This window comes from Enterobacter sp. ECC-249, from assembly GCF_043965265.1.
Taxonomy (GTDB): Bacteria; Pseudomonadota; Gammaproteobacteria; order Enterobacterales; family Enterobacteriaceae; genus Enterobacter; species Enterobacter quasiroggenkampii.
In genome coordinates, this window is record NZ_CP143662.1 from 41,144 (window position 1) to 63,244 (window position 22,101).

At 45.8% G+C, this 22,101-nt stretch carries 15 protein-coding genes and 1 pseudogene; 11 read left to right on the forward strand and 5 right to left on the reverse strand.

Annotated elements, in window-relative coordinates:
• Positions 1–56 precede the first annotated feature (56 nt).
• Both V1587_RS22480 and V1587_RS22485 read left to right on the forward strand, forming a co-directional pair.
• A complete protein-coding gene (locus tag V1587_RS22480; protein ID WP_248212815.1) occupies positions 57–839 on the forward strand; it encodes a hypothetical protein in 783 nt (260 codons plus the stop codon).
• A gap of 127 nt (positions 840–966) precedes the next feature.
• Positions 967–1,698: a hypothetical protein gene (locus V1587_RS22485; RefSeq protein WP_248212814.1), complete on the forward strand. Its 732-nt coding sequence runs from the start codon at positions 967–969 to the stop codon at positions 1,696–1,698.
• Between the two features lie 166 nt (positions 1,699–1,864).
• On the opposite strand, the gene V1587_RS22490 is transcribed toward V1587_RS22485, so the two are convergent.
• On the reverse strand, positions 1,865–3,427 hold the full coding sequence (locus V1587_RS22490) for an EAL domain-containing protein (protein ID WP_395314630.1): 1,563 nt from the start codon (positions 3,425–3,427) through the stop codon (positions 1,865–1,867).
• A gap of 1,802 nt (positions 3,428–5,229) precedes the next feature.
• On the opposite strand from V1587_RS22490, the gene hchA reads away from it, so the two are divergent.
• Both hchA and V1587_RS22500 read left to right on the forward strand, forming a co-directional pair.
• Positions 5,230–6,081 (forward strand): glyoxalase III HchA, encoded by an 852-nt coding sequence (hchA, locus tag V1587_RS22495; RefSeq protein ID WP_064786185.1) that lies wholly within the window; start codon positions 5,230–5,232, stop codon positions 6,079–6,081.
• A 352-nt stretch (positions 6,082–6,433) separates the two neighbouring features.
• Positions 6,434–6,895 (forward strand): annotated as a pseudogene (locus tag V1587_RS22500) (hypothetical protein); the annotation flags it as partial.
• Between the two features lie 464 nt (positions 6,896–7,359).
• Here the strand turns inward: V1587_RS22500 and V1587_RS22505 are convergent.
• Both V1587_RS22505 and V1587_RS22510 read right to left on the reverse strand, forming a co-directional pair.
• Positions 7,360–7,857: a hypothetical protein gene (locus tag V1587_RS22505; protein ID WP_395314598.1), complete on the reverse strand. Its 498-nt coding sequence runs from the start codon at positions 7,855–7,857 to the stop codon at positions 7,360–7,362.
• Between the two features lie 572 nt (positions 7,858–8,429).
• The gene (locus tag V1587_RS22510; RefSeq protein WP_395314599.1) at positions 8,430–9,488 is read right to left on the reverse strand and encodes a hypothetical protein; all 1,059 of its coding nucleotides are present in this window, start codon (positions 9,486–9,488) and stop codon (positions 8,430–8,432) included.
• A gap of 719 nt (positions 9,489–10,207) precedes the next feature.
• Between V1587_RS22510 and V1587_RS22515 the strand changes: the two genes are divergently transcribed.
• Positions 10,208–11,221, forward strand: a complete 1,014-nt coding sequence (locus V1587_RS22515; RefSeq protein ID WP_395314600.1) for a sodium:calcium antiporter — start codon at positions 10,208–10,210, stop codon at positions 11,219–11,221.
• A gap of 655 nt (positions 11,222–11,876) precedes the next feature.
• On the opposite strand, the gene V1587_RS22520 is transcribed toward V1587_RS22515, so the two are convergent.
• Positions 11,877–12,263: a hypothetical protein gene (locus V1587_RS22520; protein ID WP_248199606.1), complete on the reverse strand. Its 387-nt coding sequence runs from the start codon at positions 12,261–12,263 to the stop codon at positions 11,877–11,879.
• Between the two features lie 1,015 nt (positions 12,264–13,278).
• On the opposite strand from V1587_RS22520, the gene V1587_RS22525 reads away from it, so the two are divergent.
• Entirely contained in the window at positions 13,279–14,424 is a 1,146-nt protein-coding gene (locus tag V1587_RS22525) for a diguanylate cyclase domain-containing protein (RefSeq protein ID WP_395314601.1), read from the forward strand.
• Between the two features lie 85 nt (positions 14,425–14,509).
• Here the strand turns inward: V1587_RS22525 and V1587_RS22530 are convergent.
• Positions 14,510–15,645 (reverse strand): IS3 family transposase gene (locus V1587_RS22530; protein WP_395314602.1). Its coding sequence is split into 2 segments (ribosomal slippage): positions 14,510–15,399 and positions 15,399–15,645, totalling 1,137 coding nucleotides; the frame shifts between segments, so codons are not numbered across the junction.
• 489 nt (positions 15,646–16,134) lie between these two features.
• Here V1587_RS22530 and V1587_RS22535 point away from each other — a divergent pair.
• The 5 genes from V1587_RS22535 to V1587_RS22555 are packed head-to-tail and all read left to right on the forward strand — an operon-like array spanning position 16,135 to position 22,007.
• Complete coding sequence (locus V1587_RS22535) at positions 16,135–16,695, forward strand: fimbrial protein (protein WP_371899302.1); 561 nt, start codon at positions 16,135–16,137, stop codon at positions 16,693–16,695.
• A 48-nt stretch (positions 16,696–16,743) separates the two neighbouring features.
• Positions 16,744–17,448: a molecular chaperone gene (locus V1587_RS22540; RefSeq protein ID WP_248212950.1), complete on the forward strand. Its 705-nt coding sequence runs from the start codon at positions 16,744–16,746 to the stop codon at positions 17,446–17,448.
• Entirely contained in the window at positions 17,414–19,984 is a 2,571-nt protein-coding gene (locus tag V1587_RS22545; protein ID WP_371899303.1) for a fimbria/pilus outer membrane usher protein, read from the forward strand. Before V1587_RS22540 ends, V1587_RS22545 begins: the two co-directional genes overlap by 35 nt.
• Positions 19,981–21,312, forward strand: coding sequence for a fimbrial protein (locus V1587_RS22550; protein ID WP_032640039.1), 1,332 nt, complete (start codon positions 19,981–19,983; stop codon positions 21,310–21,312). Before V1587_RS22545 ends, V1587_RS22550 begins: the two co-directional genes overlap by 4 nt.
• On the forward strand, positions 21,309–22,007 hold the full coding sequence (locus V1587_RS22555; RefSeq protein WP_371899304.1) for a molecular chaperone: 699 nt from the start codon (positions 21,309–21,311) through the stop codon (positions 22,005–22,007). Before V1587_RS22550 ends, V1587_RS22555 begins: the two co-directional genes overlap by 4 nt.
• Positions 22,008–22,101 lie beyond the last annotated feature (94 nt).

The following is a 22,101-nucleotide window of genomic DNA, read 5'->3' on the forward strand; positions in this document are numbered from 1 at the left end:
ATGCAGCCACTCCGTTTTAGGGTGATCAGCTGCGCTATACAGTAACCGGAGAGAAAATGATGTCAACTGATACTAAAATACAATTTATTGCGGATACATTACTTCCTACTGATGACGATCTGGGCGAACTACTGGATAAATTGCGTGGGGGAAGGGTGAGTTCTTCCGTCTTAAGTCTCCCCCAGGACGATAAACAAAGCGCCCAAGTGAATGCAGGTAGCCTGACTTCGTTTACGCAAAATCTTTCTGGCCAGAACAAGGCTGATGTACAAAATTCGACCCTGTTTGCTCAGCTCGCGGCGAATAAAGCCACCGATCGCTTTGAAAATCCGATGGCGTGGTACAGGAAATACACCGATGTACTGGGTACCATTGGATGGAATCAACCCGCATTTGCATTCGATACGTATAAATCGGGTGGGACAACGGTCAAGTTGGATGAAGCTGTTCTAGGCATCATTGCTGCGATTGCAACAGGAACAGAAGTTGCCATGGTGGCGGAAACAATGAAAGCACTGGGAACTCTGGCCGACGACTCAAAACAAATGCTTATTTGGGATTCGCAGTCAAACTCCGGGAATAATGGTAATTTTCAGATATTCCCGGTCGACGCCCTGCCTAATGGTGACGTGGTAATGATCCTGGATGGTATGCAGTTTAATGCCAGCCACAGCGAAACCCGATTCTTGTGGTGGACCTGGCAGTCCAACTCTATTCAGATCCAGCGAGCAGCAAACAAATTTGTTCTCAATGAAAGTATTTATTCTCAGGTACGCAATGCCATTATCGATAAACTTGGGGATCGCGCTAAACAACTCGTCGCTGATATTGATATTTAAATCTACTTCCTTTTTTATGAGTAATAGTAAAACTATATCAGCCCACAGTGTGGATAAATGATGTGAGTTCTAAAATGTGGGCTGATGTTTTCTGAATATGGTCAATCATAATGAATGTGAGGTTTATATGTCCTCTTTTCTGGAAGAAATTCAACTCTCTGATGTTTCCTCTCGGGAGGAATTATTGCGAGTAAATTTCAATAGTGATAATTCCGCTAGCATCGAAAGCAGTAATGAGGGCAGCGCACAAATTAACGAGGGTGCGCTGATCGCTTTTGATATGTCGCTTTCAGAACAAAATAAGAATGATATTAGTAATTCATTCCTGTTTGCCCAGCTTGCCGCCGATAAAAAATTTAACCGCAATTCAGCTACCCTCGACTGGTTAAAAACCTTTTCCGCCACGCTTGGGGTGGTGGGCTGGACGATAAATGCGTCAAAAAATTCAACGACGACCGTACCATCTCCGGCTGACTGGATAGAGATTGTGAGTCCTCTCGTCCCTGAAAATGTTCAGATGATTACCGGAACCAGCATAAAGGCCAGTCAGGAACTTCCAGTTAATGGCAAGGCTATGACCGTCTGGAAGGGGGCTGCGCTTGATAAAAATGACGGTGTTTTAATCGTTGCGACGGGGTGGGTGGTGAAAGGGACGTTGAACCTTTCTGTAGTGGGTATCGACTTTGCTTTTCAGCATGAATGTAGCGGTTTTATGCGCTGGGCTGAGTCATTCAGTTTAAGCATTCAGTCCGTCACGCTGACGCTCAACCAGGATATTTACGCGCAGGTTCGACAGGCTATCATTGCTAAACTCGGCGATCGACCGAATTATCTTGTAGTGAACGTTCCGCTGAAGTGAACAGCTCGAAAAGCAGACTCATCTGCCATTGCACAACAGCAGAGTACTGCTGGCTTCCAACCAGCAAAAAAAGTTTGAGTCAATTCCTGATGCTCGTTAACCGCGATATCCGCGTACAGCATAGCGCTGCGTATCGCGGCGACACAATATTCCTGAAACTAGGGTATTACGAGAGTGTAGTAATTTTGCGAGCCGGCAGAGTTTGGGCGCTTTGTTCGGTATACCACTGATAAAAGGCCGCTGCAGGCATCGGTCTGGCGTAAAAATAGCCCTGAACATAAGGCACGTTGTTAGCCTGCAACCATTCTACCTGATGGGCAGTACTAATCCCCTCCGCAATAGTGGCCAGGCCGAGCCGCTGGCTGAGCACAACAATCGTGTCCAGAATGGGCGTATCTGCACCGGCGGAGGTAAGGGTATCGATAAAGCTTTTATCAATTTTCAGGTAGTCCACCGGTAGGCTCTGAAGCATGCTCAAGGCGCAATAGCCGGTGCCAAAATCATCCACGGCGACTTGGCATCCCTTTTCGCGTAGGGCATTGAGTTTTTCTGCTGCGAGGGAGGTGTCTTCTACTAAGCTGCGCTCAGTGATCTCCAGCATCAGGCGGAAATTCTGGTCGAGGGCAACCCACAGTCTGAGCACATCCGTGATAAAGCTCGGTTGCTGCAGGTGAGCGGCAGCAATATTGACGCCGAGATGGAACGGAGCGGATATCTTCCAGCCTTCAACGTCCCTAATGATAAGCTCGAACAGGTGCCGAGTCAGAGGAGTGATCATTCCGTTTTCCTCCGCCGCCCTAATAAAAACGGCGGGTGAAATATTTTTTCCATCTCGGCGCTGCCAGCGCATCAGGGCTTCCGCACCAGTACACGAACCCGATGTCGTTTCACACACCGGCTGATAATGTACTGAAAACTCTCCTTGGGCGATCCCTTTTTCGAGCTCTTCAGCTAGAGACATCTGCCGGGTTTGCCAGCGTCGCCAGAGATAAATTCCCGCCATGGAAACCAAAAGAAATAGCGGCCCCAGAAACAGCAGATTACGCAGAACGTAATGGCGAAGTGACTGAAGGGGGATCGCTACTTGCAGGCGAGCCTGACTGGCCTGTGAGCGGAACTCCGACCGGAAGGCGAACGTATGCTGGCCGGCATTATCCGGAGAGGAGATGGCCGGCCCGCTGCTGAACTGCAGATGCAAGACCGCATGATTTTCATAGTCGAGAGAATCCATCAGGTCGATGAAGTACCGGGCATCGACCACGCTGAAGGCAATCATGCCATTGTCCGTGCGCGACGCATAGATAATGGCTTCCTGCCCGGGAACGCTGAGGGTACCGGGAAGAACGAAAATTTTGTTGTCTCCAGTCCTAGCATCCAGGTAAGTGCCATACATCTGCCTAACATTCTTGACGCGAGCGCCTGTCACAGAGGAGCACACCAGTGCGTCATCACGTATCAGGCCTGTGCTGCGGAGATAGGGCGTAAACGCACCGGTTGCAGTTATGTTTTCAAGAATATCTGCACACGGACGGTCCGCCATCCCGGCCGTGACGCGGGTTGCATGCCGGGCAATCCTAGTTACATGATCAACCTGGCTCAGCAGGATATCCGCTGTCACAGCGGTATCCCGTTTCAGCTCACGGAGAGCCATTCCGACAGACAGTAAGATACACAGCAAGAACGGGACGATAAGGCTGACTATCAGTATTGTAGTGTTCCGTTTTTTCATCTGTTCTGCTTAAGATGACCTCAACTTAACGTCATTATTCGTAAATCCATGCCGTTGTCACGGGATTTGAACCACTATTTCACCGACGTGACTGGCCATGCGCATCATGGGGGACTCCTCCGTTCTCCCTTATGCTTCAGGTGTCAATATCCACTGCGCACTAAACGTTTTTAACAGCGGCGGCTACGGGCTCACAATCTCCATAATCGGGCATGCTGACTACGCGATAATCATCAGGATACGGACAGGAAAGCATGGCGCAGGGTATCCTGAGTTTCATCGACAGCATTGAGATGTTCGCTGACAGCGAAAGTGTCAGTTACAGTAGGGTACGCCCCGACACTTTTCCTAAGTCTAACGGGATGCGCAAGTAATGCTCATCATATCTGGTACAGCGTCGCATGTGTTTAGGGTCATTGCTTGCTGTCTGCTCCATCGGATGAGCCGCTGCAGAGTCCTGCCCACAGCGCGATTCGTCATACTGGATAGCATTGCAGGGTAACGATGCCGATTGACGAAACAACTTGGCAGGAGAAGGCAATCTTGTTCAGGAAGTTACATCATGATGCCTTTCTGATGTGATCCGTCTGTGCCATATATGGCAGGTTAAGTTTGTTCCGAAGGGTGTAAGATAGGGCTGAAAGCGAAAAAGTATTTAAAGTTACATGCTTCATTTAAGGACGCGATTCCCCCGGAAAGCGCCCTTTTTTTTATGTCTGGCTGGGTGATGAAACATCAGCGATTGTTACCCGGAAGATATTTCTCCTTACTTGAGTGTAAAAGCCTCGCCAAAACGATTACTCCGCTGCGGGTTGTGTCGAACCTCCTACTCACTGATCGCTGTTGTCCTTCTTTACCCCGCCTGACAGCTGAAAGCGTCTCGAATCGTCTTAAAACGGATGCTGAGATTCGAGTATATCCCCGTGTGAAAGGGATGGTTGATACCGTGTTGAAAGAATGGCTTATATCCTGAGACACTTTTACTGAACGACCGATAGGTGGGAACGCATGAAAACCGGGCTGAAGAGCACTGAAAAATACGTGGATAAGCAGGAATGAAACGCTATGCGGTTTAGGATGACCGTTCTTTTACTGACGACAGCCACGGTCCTGGCGGGCGTGAAATTTTTACCCACTATGCTCGCTCATATCCATCATAACAGTGAGATACGCGAGATGGTCAAACACCTGACACGGTCTTTCATGACTTCGGACGCTGCAAGCGGGAGGTTGAAGACGCCAGCCACTGTTATAACGCGTACAGTGCAGCTACAGATTGCAGAATCAAAAGACTGTACTCCTCAGGGCATTATGATTAAGCGCAAGTTTAAAAATCTGGTTTAACACAACGTATCGTCGGTTATTGAAGAAGAAATTAATGCAGAATGTGGCTCAGAAACCGCCAGGAGATGACCGCATCGTGATACCTGGCGAATAACCTGTATCAGCATCTCCTTTAGCCAGCGAGTTCGACCTCACAATGACCGGATGACGCACTAACCCTGCCTCACCGCTGAGGGAAATGCACGGCCTGTCGTATTGATGGCGGTTATACGTATTTCAGGTGTTAATAGCTGGGGCGAATTTCTCCTTCCGAGATGAAGTAAGCTTACGGTAAACCGTCTGCCCGGAATCCGGACAGAATGTGACGCGCTGGGGTGACAGGTTGCAGAATGCGGATTATTTACCCTTATCAGTACTGCCAGGACTGCTACGCTTAGCAGTCTCAGGCGCCTGCGGACAACAGGAATGTCCTTATAGCTACGGCAGGTTGCTTTCATTTTTCCGGATGAGGATGAACCATGACTGACGATGCCCGTAAACAGCCACAAATTGATCCTGCTGAAGAGAATGCCTTTTTTCCCTCCTCGTATTCGCTCAGTCAGTTTACCAGCCCTGTCTCCGACCTCAGCGGGGCAGATTATCTGAAGCGGTACACTGGCAGCCAAAAGATACTCGTGATTGCAGCGGATGAACGCTATCTGCCAACCGATACCGGGGCACTATTTTCTACGGGAAACCATCCAGTTGAGACCCTTTTGCCCTTATATCATTTGCGGGCAGCTGGGTTCGATTTTGACGTGGCCACCCTATCGGGGCAGATGGCAAAATTCGAGTACTGGGCGATGCCCCGTGAAGATGAACTTATTATGCCTTTCTTTCGGGAGACGCTGTCGAAATTCAGGATCCCGCAAAAACTATCTGATGTTGTCAGCCGGCTGACGAAAGACAATGAGTATGCCGCGGTCTTCATTCCGGGCGGGCATGGCGCCTTGATAGGGTTGCCCGGGAGCGAGGACGTGGCGAACACCCTGCGCTGGGCCATGCAGGCAGATCGTGTCCTCATCTCACTGTGTCATGGCCCTGCCGCGTTTCTGTCCTTGCGCCAGGGAGACAATCCGCTGAGTGGTTATTCAGTGTGCGCCTTCCCTGACAGTGCAGACAAAGAAACCCCTGCGATGGGATATATGCCGGGGCATCTGACCTGGTACTTCGGTGAGGCCCTGCAGAAAATGGGGATGAACATTGTTAATAGCGACATCAAGGGGACTGTACACAAAGATCGTAACGTACTGACGGGTGACAGCCCCTTCGCGGCGAATGCACTTGGCCAGCTGGCCGCAAACGAGTTGCTGGCCCGGTTTGCCGAGTAATGTTTCAGAAGGGGCAGGGCGTAAGTCGGCTGCCCCGGTTTTTCGGCTCTCTCCTGATCCTTAGTTTGGCTCCAGCTGTAGTAAGAGAGGACCGGACGGCATGATAAAAGGACAATCATTAGTTACAACATACGTTAAGAGTTAATATCTCAACACCTGATACCCCTTCGCGATTTTGAAGCAAACAGCCCCTCTTCACCATTTATCGGCCTCAGTGCACAGCGGTAACAACACTGCACACCTTCCCCCTGAAAAGCGCCGCAGCCCGGCCCGAAGGGCCGGAAAGACCTTTCTATAAGGTATTGTATGTTGTAACTATTATGCAGCAATGCTGTACTGGGAAAACAAGCTTAGCGTAAATCTCTATACTTCCGATAAGTTACCGAAGCCCAACGCTGATTTTGAAATGTATGGTTTGTTGATCTCGCCTAAAGCAGGCTTATGCCAAATCAGAGCTGTCGGTAAAAACATTGATACTGATAGTTATGGGCTTGCCTTGAAATCTCGCTTTGAAGAGTTGAGTAGCTCGTTAAGCTCGCTTTATGGAAAGGCTGAAACCACAGACCTTTTACTGTCAGGTTCTATCTGGAAAGAACCTCAGGACTGGATGATGGGGCTTAACAAAAAGGAACGATTCCTTTCAGCTACCTGGAAGGGAACGCAGGAAACGCCGCTGAAAAATAACATTGGTGCTATTTCTATTGAAGCAAGAGCGAACAGTTCTGCGCAGGGGTATGTTTACCTTCAGTATACATTTAAAAATGATGATGTTTGCCAGGCTGAGATCGATGGGGCTAAAAAAAGCTCTCTATAATTTTTCTTAATCAGGCCCCTTCGCAAGGGGCTTTTACTATTTCACTATAAGGGCTCAACATATGTTATATGATGCTGACCTGCTCACTGTTAATTAATACGTTGTGATCTTTGGCATTTCTTCTTCAGAAACGTGAGGGCATCCCTATAAAGACGCGTTGTTCTGAAATCACCCTCTATAAATGACGAAGGAAATCTCGGAGCAAGGCTAAGTCAGGCCGATAGGGGCGAATTAGTATAGAGCCAGATAATAACGCATCACTTTTTTCGAGATGTAATTTCGATCTTACTGGCGATAGGTGTCTCTGTACCGGCCTCAGCAATTCATCGTTGGTCTGCGGAACATCTCGTTATAGTGATGTCGCGTCAAACGACGAACAACGGTGATGTTTCTTCTTGATATAGCATACTGAAAATGACGTTACTGAACGCCCCACAGACATATTTGATGACAAAGACAGTTAGCTACGCATCCTGCTCTAAGACCACTATAAATTCCAGTCTACGCGGTCTGATAAAACCTTGCACTCCAAATGCTGTAAGCTGCCACAATGGTTTGCCATCCACCTCATCAACCGTTTCCAACGTGCAACCCATTTCATCAAGCAAGAGGGTTAATTCTTTTGAGTCGGGCTCCAGTAAACGATCCACCTTACTGTGCCCCATATAAGACCACTCGCCATTCTTTTCTTTAAAATAGAAGAATGGGCTACATTCCTTTTGCACTTTCTCAAGACGGGTGAAGTAGTTTCGGTACTCATTATCGCCAGAAACGAACAATAGATTATCCAGAGGTCCATTGACCTCTCTGCGCGCAAAGATGGCGCGAATTAATGTGGAGGAATTGCCACGCGAGGGATTTAAAAAACCGCCCTGCGACAGTCCCTTTTTGCCCGGTTTCAGGAATTTATAACGCTTCTGTATGTCCCTGAACGCATAGTTTTCACCGACGGTAAATGCCATTGCTCTTCTCCTGGAAAAATCTATCTAAAAAATAATTAACGACCGAAAAGTTGAAAACTTTATCCAATTGTAGAAAAAATCGCGACTTCATGCTGTTTATAGTTTGTCGGGAATTGCAAGCATGCCTGTAATCCATACCATTCGCTTATTAGATAATTTCCGGAGAATAGTTCAGATATCCTCCAAGCCCAATGTACGCTCTTCGCTCATAGCGGACCTTCAGCTCAGTCTGTCTGTCTGTCCGCTTTGTGCCAGGAGCGGACATATCTAAATATCCTAAGAAGATTACTGTATATGATCTATTCTTACAGGAAAATTGATGTGTCGTTGAAAATATATTACTAGAATTGAAATTTTGATAAGGTGTGAGAAATTCCAGTATTTATGTGTTAAACAGATCCTTCTTCAACCTGAATAATTACCTAAGGCAATCTGCATTGCAAATGCAATCGATCAGAAAGTGAGTTCTGAAAGAGGTAATTTAATTTAAGAGCCAATCATTATGGTGGTAGACTGATGGGTATATCATTGGGAATGATACTTCGAAAACCAAGTCACTCATAATGGATTAGCTACTTTTTAATAGTACTGTAATACTGTTTCCCAGTAGACATAATAAGTTGCGAAGGGGTAAATGCTAAAGAATTATCTGGTAGAATATCTAGATTATACACTTCCTTATCACCATTAATGTACGAAATGGATTCTATGAGCAAATTTAGCAAATAAGTAACATCTGATTGCCAGTTATTATTTATTATTTGAAGTACGGATTGATGGTCTGGATCATTTCTTAACTCCTTCATTAAATTAGAGTGATGGCCATTTACAAGTTTCCTCATATTTTCAGCGGCCGTAATATAATCTAAATAAAATTCATCTGATTTTTTAAAATGTAAAATCCAGTGTCCTGTATTTGGAGCCCAAAGAACTTTCACCGGCTCATCAATAAGAACCGAACTGTATCTTTTTCTATCCGATGCGCAGATACCAAACGTACTATACAGTCCCTTTATACCTTTAAAAAAACCTGGCCTAAGCATTTTATCACCATCATTTCCTTCAACTTCACCTACAAATGAAAAACGCTCATGCCCATCAGAAACCTCAATGTAAATGTCAGAGTTTTTTATCATTCTAATATAGATGTCTTCGAAATTCCCGTTCAAAGGTGTGACAATTGATGATTGTTTTAGCGTGCTTTTACCAGGGAGCAAAAAATTAACGTTTTGTGTATTGTGTTTTAATTGTTTTTCATAAAGAGAATAATCGACCCCAGTTTTTGTAATATTATAGTATTTGATATTAAAATCACATATACCATGGTCTTCAAGTATGGACTCACATAAATCCTCGAAAGCCCACCAACCTTCCTCGGTGCGTAAAAACTCAACCATGAGATACTCAAATCCATGATTTTTTATTGAACCAATCATATTGCTAAAGAAAGAGCTGTCAATCAATTGGCCCTTATAAGACTGAAGGCTTTTTAATTTATCATCCCACGGAGTAGTTAATGTTTTCTGCTGCCTAATTGTGGAAATTATCGCATAATAGAACATTGACCAATATGATTTTTTACTAATGACCTCATTACTATTAGTAGTGAGGAGTATTTTATGGTCCGCCATTAAAATTCCTGTTATTTTATAACTTACACGTGATTTAACATGTACCTTGAATTGAAAATACTAGATTAGTGTCGACTAATCAATTGGAATCTTAAGGGGTTTTTACGGATTACATCTTAAAACTACAAAAATCTGTAGGCCTGTCGATCGTTCTTTGTCATCGGGCTGATTTCCCTGGCTGAAAATGGCTATATGATCTTACCTGGCAATCTGAACTTCCGCTGTTCGCTCATAGCGGCCTGTCAACGTGGTCAAGTCCCTTTACCACAGAGAGGGCTATAAAAAATCACCTTAAAGTAAAATAATTTTCGATATCCAAACTGAACCCTACATGCCTAAAGAAGAATACCGATGACCCGTTCGTCGGAGTTAGCGCCGCATCAACGTAACATCAACGTAACATCAAACAGGGCTTCATTAAGCACGCTTCAGTTTCCACATTTCCCTCTTAATCTACTCACTGTTATAGCCAAGGGAATGAAACATAGCAAACGCTATAAATAATTGAAATACAAGTGTTTTTTTGATTTCATCGATAACTTGTGGCAGTATGCTGTCTCGTTACAGGTGATCTGTAAACGGTTCGACAGCCAAAGGATCATTATAAAAGCCGCTGTGCCCAGCCATCCTAGTAGGGTCTCTTAGGCCTGGCGGTAAGTAACAATAAGCCGGATTTGTTCCGGATCAGTCATAACCGTATATCCCTGAGTATTGTTATTATGATGTCTTCAATTGCTGAGCTACTTTTTTCACTGGTTATCATCCTGATCGCCGCCGAAATTTTTACAAACGCCCTCGAGCATCTCGGGCAGAAACTACGTCTATCACAGGGGGTAACGGGCTCCATCTTAGCGGCTGTAGGGACCGCTTTGCCTGAGACAATTGTACCGCTACTGGCCATTATCACCGGCCCGACCCTATCGAATCATAGTGAAGAGATCGGTGTTGGTGCGATTCTTGGGGCTCCCCTGATGCTGTCTACTTTGTCAGTTTTTCTAATGGGATTAGCCATTATCGATAAACGCGGTCTTAGAGGGGAAATTTGCCCTGAACCGGGGGGATTCCGACGCGATACGGGCTTTTTCCTGATTGCTTTCACTTTTGCCTCACTGGCCATGTTCATTCCGCACAGCATGTCGCAGTGCCGCCAAATCATCAGCCTGATGCTGGTCATCTTGTATTTTCTCTATGTTTTTCGGACGATCAAAGCATCCCGTCATCTGGTTCAGGAAGGGGCAGGAACGGAGGCACAACAGTCATTGTATATATCCCGAGTGGTACGATCCGAAAATTTACCCGTCATCCTGTTGCAAGTTATTCTGGGTATCAGCATCCTTCTGGCAGGGGCCTTCTGGTTTATCAGTGGTGTAGAAAGTGCCTCAGAGTATTTGGGGATCTCGGCTTTACTGTTGTCCCTGATAATTATCCCGATAGCCACAGAGTTGCCGGAAAAAATTAACAGTATTCTGTGGATTCGTCGTGGCAAAGACACACTTGCGGTCGGGAACATTACGGGGGCGATGGTATTTCAGGGGACACTGTTGCCTGCAATTGGCATCACGCTGACTCCCTGGGAGCCTCGTTCGGAAGTTCTTACAGGAATTGTAATCACACTGGTCGCCGCATTATGGCTATTCTGTGGGGCAAGAAGGAGAAGAATGCCGGTATCTTGGCTAGGTCTGAATGGATTGCTTTACGTTCTGTACATCTGCATTTCATTGTATAACAGGTAAAATATTGGAGCCCGCAAGCTAGATTGTTTTTCTAAGTGAATGGCAGGGAGACTGAGGCCATTACCAGATATCGTCGGTGCTCAATCAGCACATTTTGCTGAACGAACATTATACCTTCCAGTGCAGCAATGAGATAATTTACCTGTATAAACTGGTTTTCTGATTCAGACTGTGTTGACGAAAATTTCGCTGATTCTGGGGAACCCATTAATGCATTAAGCAGGTGAGAATTGTGAATACTATCTAGAATGGTGCATCAGGTTCCTGCGCAACCCAGTATCGCTATGAGATTCTAAGTTTGTTTCGCTTCAAATTTGTAATGATGGCCCCCCTTAAAGGCTTTTATACTAAGAGGATGAAATTTTACTTATTCTGAGAGGAGAGGATATTGATGATCTACTCGTCGGTAAAGCGACTCTAAATAGAGATACCCTCTCGTTACTAATGAAAAATTAATCACATCTTGGTATGTTAATCATCGGAGTTGTAAGAGAGGAGGCTAGCAACGCTAATATAACCCTCTTCAGACATCCGTAAGAATAGTCAGATAAGATTTCTTCAGACAGCTCAGTACATTAACGTTGAAAAGCAAGATTACGTCGTCAGGAATGACAGCATGAATATTTGCATGTAGAGAAAGTGAATAACGAAAGATTTATCCCCGGTACAACTTGCCTTCACCACTACGTGCTCGTCGCCACAATTCATCATCCGACAGTGTAGTCTGAATGAACTCAACTGGAACTCCACTATCATTGATGATCGCCACGAAGTAATCATCAATAGGTTCATAGGGTCCCAGAAGCAGGCTTTCGCCTTTTATCGCCTCAGAAAGATTATCAACCCTGAATGCAACATGGGGTACGGTTTTAATTAGAGGGTGTAGAGTCGAGTTCTCGGTGAATCTGTGCCACTGTATACGGAACTTGCCGGGATTGTCGGTGGTATACATTCCAGCGACTTCACTGAATACGCCCTGGTCCTCACTGTCTTGGACCGGGATTCCGAGGTGATGAAACTCATATCTTACATTTTTTTTCATGAAGCATCTCCTGTGTGCGCGAATTAATAATATACGTTTAGCTCGTATTTCAAACACAGCCTACAGGATTTAAGCTGGAGGCTGTGCGGAAAAAGAGGTTATGGTAAGATTGAATCAATATGCGATCTAATAGCATCCTGTTTTTTTTGGGTAAAACGGCTCATGAGTCCGGATACAAAGACACGCAATGATATTCTTGTTTTGTGATTTTTATGACGAATCGCCATTTCATAGTCAGAAAAGTGATAGCGATCAGCAGCATTTAAAGCTGTAGGAAGATAGAGTAATTTGAAAAGCATAGTTCACCCCGACACACATGCATCGATATAAAGATAATCATAACCTGAGATCTGATTATCTTTAATGAACTCTTTTAAAGGTAATCAGTCTATTATGGTCATTCCCGAAGGAGGTTCATCGCAAAACATGAGATCCTCAAAGATTAATGGTTTAAAACAGGCATACCTTAGCAAACCAAAACTAAACGGCAAATATACAAACCAGTATGATAACGTGCCAAGCTCTTAGCGTACAATCATGGCAAAAGATGTTTAACACATTCATATATTGATTCGACCTGCAGTCCAAGCCGGCGCGCTTAAGAATGTACCCTACTGGAATGCCAACGAGTATCTTGCAAAATATCACAAATTCGAGCTTGTCCGCGCGATCATGTCGGGAAAAGGCTGAAGCTACCATCGATATCGCGAACAGAGTTGATGACCATATGATCTGTTTTGTCCGTTCACATTTATATCCCCATCCAATAGTCTCTGCAAACTAATATGAGGATTGTGTTGAATGAAGTGAATACGCTACATCTTATGAATCATATGTTACAAACCCGCTACTAAGGGTCAAAAGGTCGGCTATATTCTGACTTATGATGGTAAGCAGATTGTGCTTGATCATTAAGAACCCCCTTCTCGATAAACTGCGGATTGTGGCAACGTTAGTTGCCTGAAAAGCTGATGTCATTGAGGTTATGTTCGATGGAACGGAAGAAGGAACATCTATGAGACTTATCAGGAAAGAATCACCGGATGTCTACAGGGCTCTAGTTGCCGAACTTTCACGCACGCTTATCCCGACCAGTATGATGGGAATCACCCTTCTGATCATTGGTAGCTATGCCTTCTGGATTCAGGGAAGTATTCCTATTTTGCTTGGTACCCTGATGGGAGGAGCAGGCTCAATTGCTAAAGTGATCATAATATTGCTACAGATGCACAGGCTTCGTCTGTCATCTGAATTACCGGGACTGGATAAATCAAAACGCTGGGAACTTGCCCATACCGTCATGACAGTAACTGTTTCATCATCAGTAAGTCTTTTATCTTCGCTCATGTTTTTATCTACTCACACTCAACTGCACTTATTGGCCACAGCGCTATTATTCGGATATTGCGCAGGTGTATCAACGCGTCTGGCTCCGCGGCCGGTTATCGCCAGTACAGCCATGGTGATAGCTACGATTCCAGCCATTATCGATACCTTCATGATGGGAGAAACCTCACATCGGATGGTTTCAGTAATCTTTCTATTCTTCCTGCTAGGAGGGATCCATAGTGTTATGTATATCCATCGCAATTCGGTGCGTAATATAAGCATGCGTCTGGATATGGAAGTCCTTGCTCGTAATGACCCCCTGACGGGAATGGCTAACCGGCTGGGATTAAGAGAGGCCTTTCGACGAACGATACTGAAAAGCAGACTGATCGCCATTCACAGTATTGACCTTGATGGCTTCAAGGATGTCAACGATAACCATGGGCATGCTTCAGGGGACAGGGTGCTTAAAATTGTTGCAGATCGACTCAAAAGAATAGTTCCTGAAGGGGCAACAGTTGCCCGGATTGGGGGGGATGAGTTCGTCGTGCTGCAAAATATCTTAAGTCATGTGGAAGAGTCTGATGTGCTGCGAGAGCAAAATGACACAAGCCTCAAGCAGCCCTTTGAGCTGCCAGGTATGACGATTCATCTGAGCGGCAGTGTCGGTACTGCCAGTTGCGAAAGCCTTATGGCAGACCTGGATGTGATGCTGAATGCTGCTGATGAGATGTTGTACAACTGTAAACGCCTTCGTCATTATGGGCTTATAAAATCACAGATACGCCCCTGTAGCCAGCCAGTTCGTCATCATGGACAGGCAGAAGGTTAACGATAACACCTCATATACCCGTTCTTTAGTGGGCAGTTTGGTAACGAAAATGGACTGCCCCCTCAACAGTAGACATTTCCTGTCCTCACGACGAGGCCTGTTCGAAGGACTCCGGACTGACGCCGCCGAGGTGACTGTGGTGCCGGGCCCGGTTGTAGAACACTTCAATGTAATCGAAGATATCGGCCCGGGCCAGATCCCGGGTTTTATAGATGCGTTTTCTGATCCGCTCTTTTTTCAGCGAACTGAAGAACGATTCGGCCACCGCATTATCCTGGCAGTTGCCACGCCTGCTCATGCTTGGGGCCAGGTTATTAGCCCGGCAGAAGCGCTGCCAGTCGTCACTGCCGTACTGGCTGCCCTGATCGCTATGTACGATAACCTCACCGTCCGGTTTTCGACGCCAGACGGCCATCATCAGCGCGTCGAGAGCCAGTTCGCGAGAGAGAGTGGGCTTCATCGACCAGCCAACCACGTTACGGGCGAAGAGGTCGATAACCACCGTCAGATACAACCAGCGCTGCCAGGTGCGGATGTAAGTGATGTCTGTAACCCAGACCTGATTGGCCCGGACAACAGTAAACTGCCGCTGCACGCGATTAGGGGCAACCACTGAAGGTCGGCCGGCGATACGACGCGGCGCTTTATAGCCGCGCACGGCTTTGATCCGGTTCAGTTGCATAATACGACCCACCCGGTTTTTGCCGCAGGTTTCCCCGATTTCGTTCAGGTCGCCATGAACCCGCCGGTAACCGTATATGCCTCCGCTCAGTGAGTATGAGTCACGGATAAGCGTTAGCAGGCGCTGGTTATCTTTATCGCGTGCCGAGACCGGGTTATGCAGCCACGCGTAGAACCCGGCCCGGGCGACATTCAGTACCCGACACATTGTCATCACACCCCATACAGTGCGGTGCTCATTGATAAAGCGGTACTTCAGTCGGGCTCCCTTGCAAAGTACCGCGCGTCCTTTTTCAGGATATCCCGTTCTTCTTCGGTGCGTTTTAGCTGCGCCCGGAGTTTCAGGATCTCGCTTTTGGCTTCCAGTAAATCCCGGGCATGCTGTTCGCTGTTATCAGGTTTGATAGCCCGTAGCCACTTGTAGAGGCTGTGCGCAGAAACGCCCAGACGGTCGGATACTTCGGCAACGGAATAACCGCGTTCTGTTATCTGACGGACGGCTTCTTCCTTAAATTCAGGTGTAAATCGTGGTGTGCCCATACGCTCCTCCTATGCTCAAACTATAGGGCAGGATCGTCTACCGGGGCGGGGTCAGTCCAGATAATACAAAAACATTCAGCCATTGCTGTAAAGCCGAATATTAACTTGAATGATAGTCATTATCTTTATTTGGCAGGGAGTCCTTTTTCCATAATTAGTATAACCACCAAATATGGTAGTTTACTTATTATTTAGATCATTTTTTTAACAAATTATCAATAAAAAAACAAAAAACCTATACAAATATTTTTTCTTGTGTAAGTATATATAATATAACCCTTAGTTATCAAGAGGTTAAGCTGATCTGAAAAAAATGAACAATTTTGTGTGCATAATTGACATAAATTAAACCAGTGCGCATACTCTATTCAAAGCAGAATGATTTGCTTCACATGAAACTCTTAAGTAGACATTTTCTTTTGAGTCTTAAATCCTAGTAAATTAGTCTTATATTCAGGAATCCGTGAAATTCATCAATAGGACATTGCCATGAAAATTACACTGAATAAATATTTACCATTAGCCGTTATTTCACTCATTCCGTTTGCTTCAGAAGCGGCACCTACAGTCACTTTCCAGGGGGAAGTTACTGAGCAAACCTGTACAGTGGATATTAACGGGACTACAAATGCTGTCGTTCTTTTACCAACTGTATCAATCAAGGACTTCGGTGCGACACTTGCCGCAAGTCAAACCGCAGGATTAACACCATTTAAAGTTACCGTGAGTGGATGCACTGCCGGATCATCTGATACTGCGCTTAAAACCAACTTCCTCGGATATAACGTTGACAAAACCTATGGCGTGCTGGGGAATACCCTTACAGGTGGAAATGCCGCGACTGGGTTTGGTATTCAGTTGCTCAACGGAGGGACCAGTGGAAGTACTGCGATTGCGCTTAATGGTGTAACCAGTGTTACTGGACTGGTACTGCCGGGTGGCGAAAATACCGCGAGCTACGAGTTCGGCGCGCAATATTTTTCACTGGGTAGTGCGGGCACGCCAGGTAAAATTACCTCTGTTGCAGAATACAGCATCAGTTACCTTTGATGATATCACTGGCTGCATTTCGGTGCAGCCAGCTCAAGCAGGTAATATATGAAAACCAGGCCAATAATTCTTTTTTTTGCAGCGTTTGGCATGATGGCGGGCGCAAATGCAAACGTTGTAATGACCGGTACTCGTGTGATCGTGCCATTCAACAATAAAGAGAAAACTGTTCAGTTGAAAAACCCTGATAGTCAGCCCTACGTTGTTCAGATGCAGATTACGGATGATAAAGGTAAACCTGATTCTCATTCACCTTTTATTATTGTACCACCTGTATTTCGAATGGAGAGAGAAACAGGACAATCTGTGAGGTTAATTACGAAAGATACGAGTCGCTTACCTCAGAACAGAGAATCGATTTTTTATCTTAGTTTCACACAATTACCTATGGTCACACCTGAGCAGAAAAGCCAGAACCAGTTGGTTCTTGCCATCACTAACAGGGTGAAAATTTTCTATAGGCCAGCAGGTCTGGGCGGAGAAGCGGAAGATGCGTATGACAAAATGGAATTCTCAGCATCTGGAAGCGAATTACGAGTTAAAAACCCAACGGGTTACTTTATTAATGTCAGAAGTGCTGAACTGAAGTCAGGCAGCCGTTATATAACACTGGCCAAAAGCATAATGTTAGATCCTGATTCACAGGTTAAATGGTCTCTTCCGGATGGAATTCATTCACTGCGAGGGACGACAATCAAACTGATAATGGTGAATGACTATGGAGCGGATGTCATTAAGGAAAGACACTTGTAAAGTGCCCCAAGAGGTTACTAAGTTATCTTTACTAAGCATAACGCTCTTAATCGTAAATCTTTCGGTGATATCTTTCTCTGCCACAGCATCTGATGAGGTAAGCTCAGAAGAATATATTTTTGATGCTGAGCTGTTTAAAGGTACTAACTTCGATCAATCTGTTCTTGAGTCTCTTAAGAACCCTAACGCGATAGCGGCGGGTGAATATAAACTTGATGTTTATATCAACAATGAATTGTTAGGAAATTACACAGTCCCTTATATTACGCATGACAATAGTGTGTTGCCGTGCCTTCCAGAGAATCTGATATCTGATATCGGACTCAGAGAGAATGTAACGGTCTCAAAAAATACGAAAAGTTGTCTCATTACCTCCGACATTTCAACAGCAATTGTTGCTCGGACAAACCTTTCTGAACTAAAACTTAACGTCTCAGTACCTCAGGCAATGTTGCTCAGCAGACCAAAGGATTATGTCAATCCCGAGAAATTCCAGACAGGGAACAACGTGGGTTTCCTGAACTATGTATCGAACTATTATCACGTGTCCTACTCAGACTCTCGTGGCAGCAACCTGGATTCTTTGTGGCTTTCTTTAAACGGAGGCATCAATATTGCCTCATGGCAATATCGGCAGATTAGCAACCTTAACTGGAATAAAGAGACGGGATATCAGTGGAATAACGTACGCCAGTACGTACAGCGTCCGCTGCCAGCTTTCAACACTCAACTGATGGCTGGCCAACTGATTACCAACGGTAAGTTCTTTTCTGGCATGAGCTATAACGGATTAAACCTTTCATCCGCTGAAGAGATGCTTCCTCAGTCACAAAGAGGTTACGCCCCGCTGATTAAAGGTATCGCGTCAAGTAATGCGAAAGTGACCATACGTCAGAATGGCCAGGATATCTATCAGACAACCGTTCCTCCAGGCGCATTTGAAATCAATGACCTTTATCCTACTGGTGGTAATGGTGACTTGACTGTTGTTATTACCGAAGCTGATGGCACGATAAAAACCTTTTCCGTCCCCTTCTCAGCTTTACCTGAGTCAATACGTCCCGGCATGTCGAAATATAACTTAGCGCTCGGAAGAGTACGCGATACGGATGTGACTACCGAATTTGGTGATTTTATCTACCAGAGAGGGATAACTAATGCGCTGACTGCAAACGGTGGGTTACGCATGGCAAAAAATTACACGGCTTATGTTTTTGGAGGTGTCCATGCCAGCAGAATCGGGGCAATTGGTGCAGATGCAACTTACTCCACGGCGAAACTGAGTGACGACAGAACCAGTCAGGGATGGATGAGTCATTTGTCATGGAGCAAAACCTTCAGTGCTACCGGTACAAACCTGTCACTTGCAAGCTACAGATATTCTACTGCCGGCTATCGCGATCTGCTTTCAGTACTGGGTGACAGGAACAGAATATATACAGGCAATGAATGGTTAAATTATACCAGCGGTCAACGCGAAAGATGGGACCTGACGCTGAGCCAGACGCTCGGTGATTTTGGTACATCATATATTAATGCCGCCACTCAGTCCTATCGTGACGGCCGGTCGCGGGACACGCAATACCAGCTGGGTTTCAGCAAAATGCTTGGTCAGAACATCAGTATGAACGTGGCTTTAACAAGACAACGCGTCGGAACCTATAACGATCGTGGCCATGTTGAAAATGCTGCAGCTGTTTCATTCTCTATACCGCTATTCTCAGACAGCCCGCGTCCCGTGAGTTTCAGTACATCCTATAACCACAGCAATAGTGGGGGCGATCAATATCAGGTAAGTGCTTCAGGTATGGCAGATGACAATCAGACAACCAGTTACAGCATTACCGCCATTCGGGATCAAAAGTACCAGCAGAACGTATTCAGCGGCAGTTTACAGCGGAGATTGCCAAAGGCGTCGCTGGCTGCAAGCGCTTCGAAAGGACAGGGATACTGGCAAACTTCGGCCAACGCTCAAGGGGCGTTAGCCGTACATGCAGGTGGCGTGACTTTTGGCCCTTATCTGGGTGATACCTTTGCAATTGTCGAGGCAAAAGGCGCCGAGGGGGCCCGTATATTCAGCTCTGACCAGACGGTTATCGACAATAATGGTTATGCATTAATTCCGGCACTGACGCCGTACCGTTATAACAATATTTCTCTTGATCCCAAAGGCATGCAGGGACGTGCAGAAATCATAGACAGCCAGAAAAGAGTGGTTCCTGTCGCCGGTGCTGCTGTTAACGTCAGTTTTAAAACGCGGACAGGGACAGCCCTGCTGATTACGGTGACTTCCCGGGACGGGAATACCCTACCGATGGGGACGCAAGTCTACGATCAACAAGGCGAGGCGATCGGAATTACGGGACAGGGAGGCCAGGTCTATGTCAGGGTGCCAGATACCAGCGGTGAGCTTCTGGCTGAATGGGGTAACGGTAAAAAATGTTACATACCGTACACTCTCAGCGAACATGAGATAAACGCAGAGATAGTGAATCTCAGCGCAACATGCAGCAACCGGCAGGGAGGTGTTTCATGAAGAGAATTGACAGGATGATACGTACACTTTTAGTTTTGCTTCTTTCTCTGAGCGCCTTCGGGAGCTGGGCAACCTGTAAGAGCACAGGTGCTTCACAGACGGAAGATAACAGGACGGCACTGATACCTTTTGGTCGCATCAATTTAACGGATACCTACTTTCAGCCAGTTCGTACCCTACTGGGGTCAATTACCGTGCCACCGACAAACTACACCTTTGGTGGTGCAACGGCGTCGACCATTCTATGGACATGTGATTTAACAGATTTGCCGAATATTTATTTTCTTGCGGCAACGAATGGTGATGACAGGGTCGGTGGTTACTGGGATCTAGGAGCACAGGACGGCATACCGGATGTGTATGCAACGTACTTCGCTTATGTCGGTATAAAACAGACAATGAGTGGCGTAACGCTGACCCGTTACTGGGCCAAAGTTCCGGTTACGACCTATGCCACTAACGCATCTAACTCAGCCAAGATAGATATTCGTCTGCAGGACGTACCTGCTCTTCAGGCGGAATTATATCGCATCAGTACTATTCCTCCCGGGAGTGGTTCTGGTTCAGCCTATTGTGGAAGGGGTACATCCGGCGTTGTCACAGGAACACCGACCGGCGTCAATTATTCATGCATACAGCCGAATTCCTATATTCAGCTGGTCGGCCCTGGCCTTACCCATGACAACATAGGCGAAGACAGTAACACTAACTACCGTTTCTGGGGAGTTGATAACGGATTTGGTTATGGAATGAGGTCTGTCAACACGCTTTACAACTCACCAAGCTGTGTCGCCAGAAGTGCTACACCAGTGGTGCTTCTGCCAACGATTTCAGTAAGTGATTTAAATAAGGGGCTGACCAGCACAGCGGGTTTTAATGTAACGGTTGAATGCAGTAATTCAGTTACATCAGGTACAACCGCGAATTCCGGCCAGACCGCAATAGGATTCCAGGTATCAAGCGGGGCATTTACAGCAGCCAAGGGGCTTGGACTGGTAAACAGCAGCAATGGCGTCAGTTTACTGCTGTCTGATAACTATCAGGCAACGGGAATGGCAAAAGGCGTGGGGATCGCAATCTCATACAGCAGTGCACCGGGTACAGCACTAACTCTCATCGGCGAGCAGGGCATGGATATTCTTAACCATTCGGGCAATGCAGCGGGTTGGTATCCTGTACTGAATAATGCGACACCGGTTGGCAGTTCCAGTAGCGGATATACCAATTACAGCTATAACTTCACCGCCACGCTCAAAAAAATAGATGGCCAGACAGTTGTAGCCGGCAAAGTTAAATCCACTGCGACGGTAATGGTGCAGGTACAATGAATAAAATTATAATCAGTTTGATGCTTTGGATGTTAGTATCTCCCGTTCACTCTGGCGTAATGCCATCTCAGTCAAGAGTCATTTTCAATGCCTCTGACAGGATGCAGAGCCTGATGCTGGTAAATACCAATTCTTACCCGGTAGTTGTGCAGACCTGGGCCGATAATGGAGAAGGCGATCCAGATGTGAAGAACATTCCCTTTATCATCCTTCCTCCGGTATTCAGACTTGAAACGGGTGATGTCAGAGGCATTCGTATAGTAAAAAATGAGACATCACTGGCTCAGGACCGGGAGTCACTTTTTTGGCTGAATATTTATGAAATGCCGCCCGATACAAGAATGGATAAAGAAAACAGTGTTCTTGTTACCATGAACACGCAAATTAAAATTATTTACAGACCTGCGCTAGTCACCACTACCCCGGCTGAAAGTCTGGCGAAGTTACGATGTACACTGCAGATAAAAGGATTACTGAAATGCAGTAATCATTCAGCTAACTATCTGTCTATTTCAAGTATCAGCTATTTGGATAAGGAAAATAGAGTACATTCTGTAAAAAATGGAATGTTAACATTCCCGCCACATGCAGAAGTCAGCATACATGAGAATTCCATGGCAGATTCGCCAGCCAGACTTATATTCACACTTATTGGGGACGGAGGCGAACTAACGGACATATCGGTTAATATGTGAGCCAGATAAAAAAACAGACGATGCTGACATAAAGTTCCATATAAAATGGACACAAAAAAAACCAATTAGTGCTACGAATTTAATTGTGCCGGAA

Excerpts from the sequence above, each read along its gene's own strand:
- V1587_RS22480 (WP_248212815.1), top strand. The coding sequence starts at position 57 with ATGATGTCAACTGATACTAAAATACAATTTATTGCGGATACATTACTT.
- V1587_RS22485 (WP_248212814.1), top strand. The coding sequence starts at position 967 with ATGTCCTCTTTTCTGGAAGAAATTCAACTCTCTGATGTTTCCTCTCGG.
- V1587_RS22490 (WP_395314630.1), bottom strand. The coding sequence starts at position 3,427 with ATGAAAAAACGGAACACTACAATACTGATAGTCAGCCTTATCGTCCCG.
- hchA (WP_064786185.1), top strand. The coding sequence starts at position 5,230 with ATGACTGACGATGCCCGTAAACAGCCACAAATTGATCCTGCTGAAGAG.
- V1587_RS22505 (WP_395314598.1), bottom strand. The coding sequence starts at position 7,857 with ATGGCATTTACCGTCGGTGAAAACTATGCGTTCAGGGACATACAGAAG.
- V1587_RS22510 (WP_395314599.1), bottom strand. The coding sequence starts at position 9,488 with ATGGCGGACCATAAAATACTCCTCACTACTAATAGTAATGAGGTCATT.
- V1587_RS22515 (WP_395314600.1), top strand. The coding sequence starts at position 10,208 with ATGATGTCTTCAATTGCTGAGCTACTTTTTTCACTGGTTATCATCCTG.
- V1587_RS22520 (WP_248199606.1), bottom strand. The coding sequence starts at position 12,263 with ATGAAAAAAAATGTAAGATATGAGTTTCATCACCTCGGAATCCCGGTC.
- V1587_RS22525 (WP_395314601.1), top strand. The coding sequence starts at position 13,279 with ATGAGACTTATCAGGAAAGAATCACCGGATGTCTACAGGGCTCTAGTT.
- V1587_RS22535 (WP_371899302.1), top strand. The coding sequence starts at position 16,135 with ATGAAAATTACACTGAATAAATATTTACCATTAGCCGTTATTTCACTC.
- V1587_RS22540 (WP_248212950.1), top strand. The coding sequence starts at position 16,744 with ATGAAAACCAGGCCAATAATTCTTTTTTTTGCAGCGTTTGGCATGATG.
- V1587_RS22545 (WP_371899303.1), top strand. The coding sequence starts at position 17,414 with ATGGAGCGGATGTCATTAAGGAAAGACACTTGTAAAGTGCCCCAAGAG.
- V1587_RS22550 (WP_032640039.1), top strand. The coding sequence starts at position 19,981 with ATGAAGAGAATTGACAGGATGATACGTACACTTTTAGTTTTGCTTCTT.
- V1587_RS22555 (WP_371899304.1), top strand. The coding sequence starts at position 21,309 with ATGAATAAAATTATAATCAGTTTGATGCTTTGGATGTTAGTATCTCCC.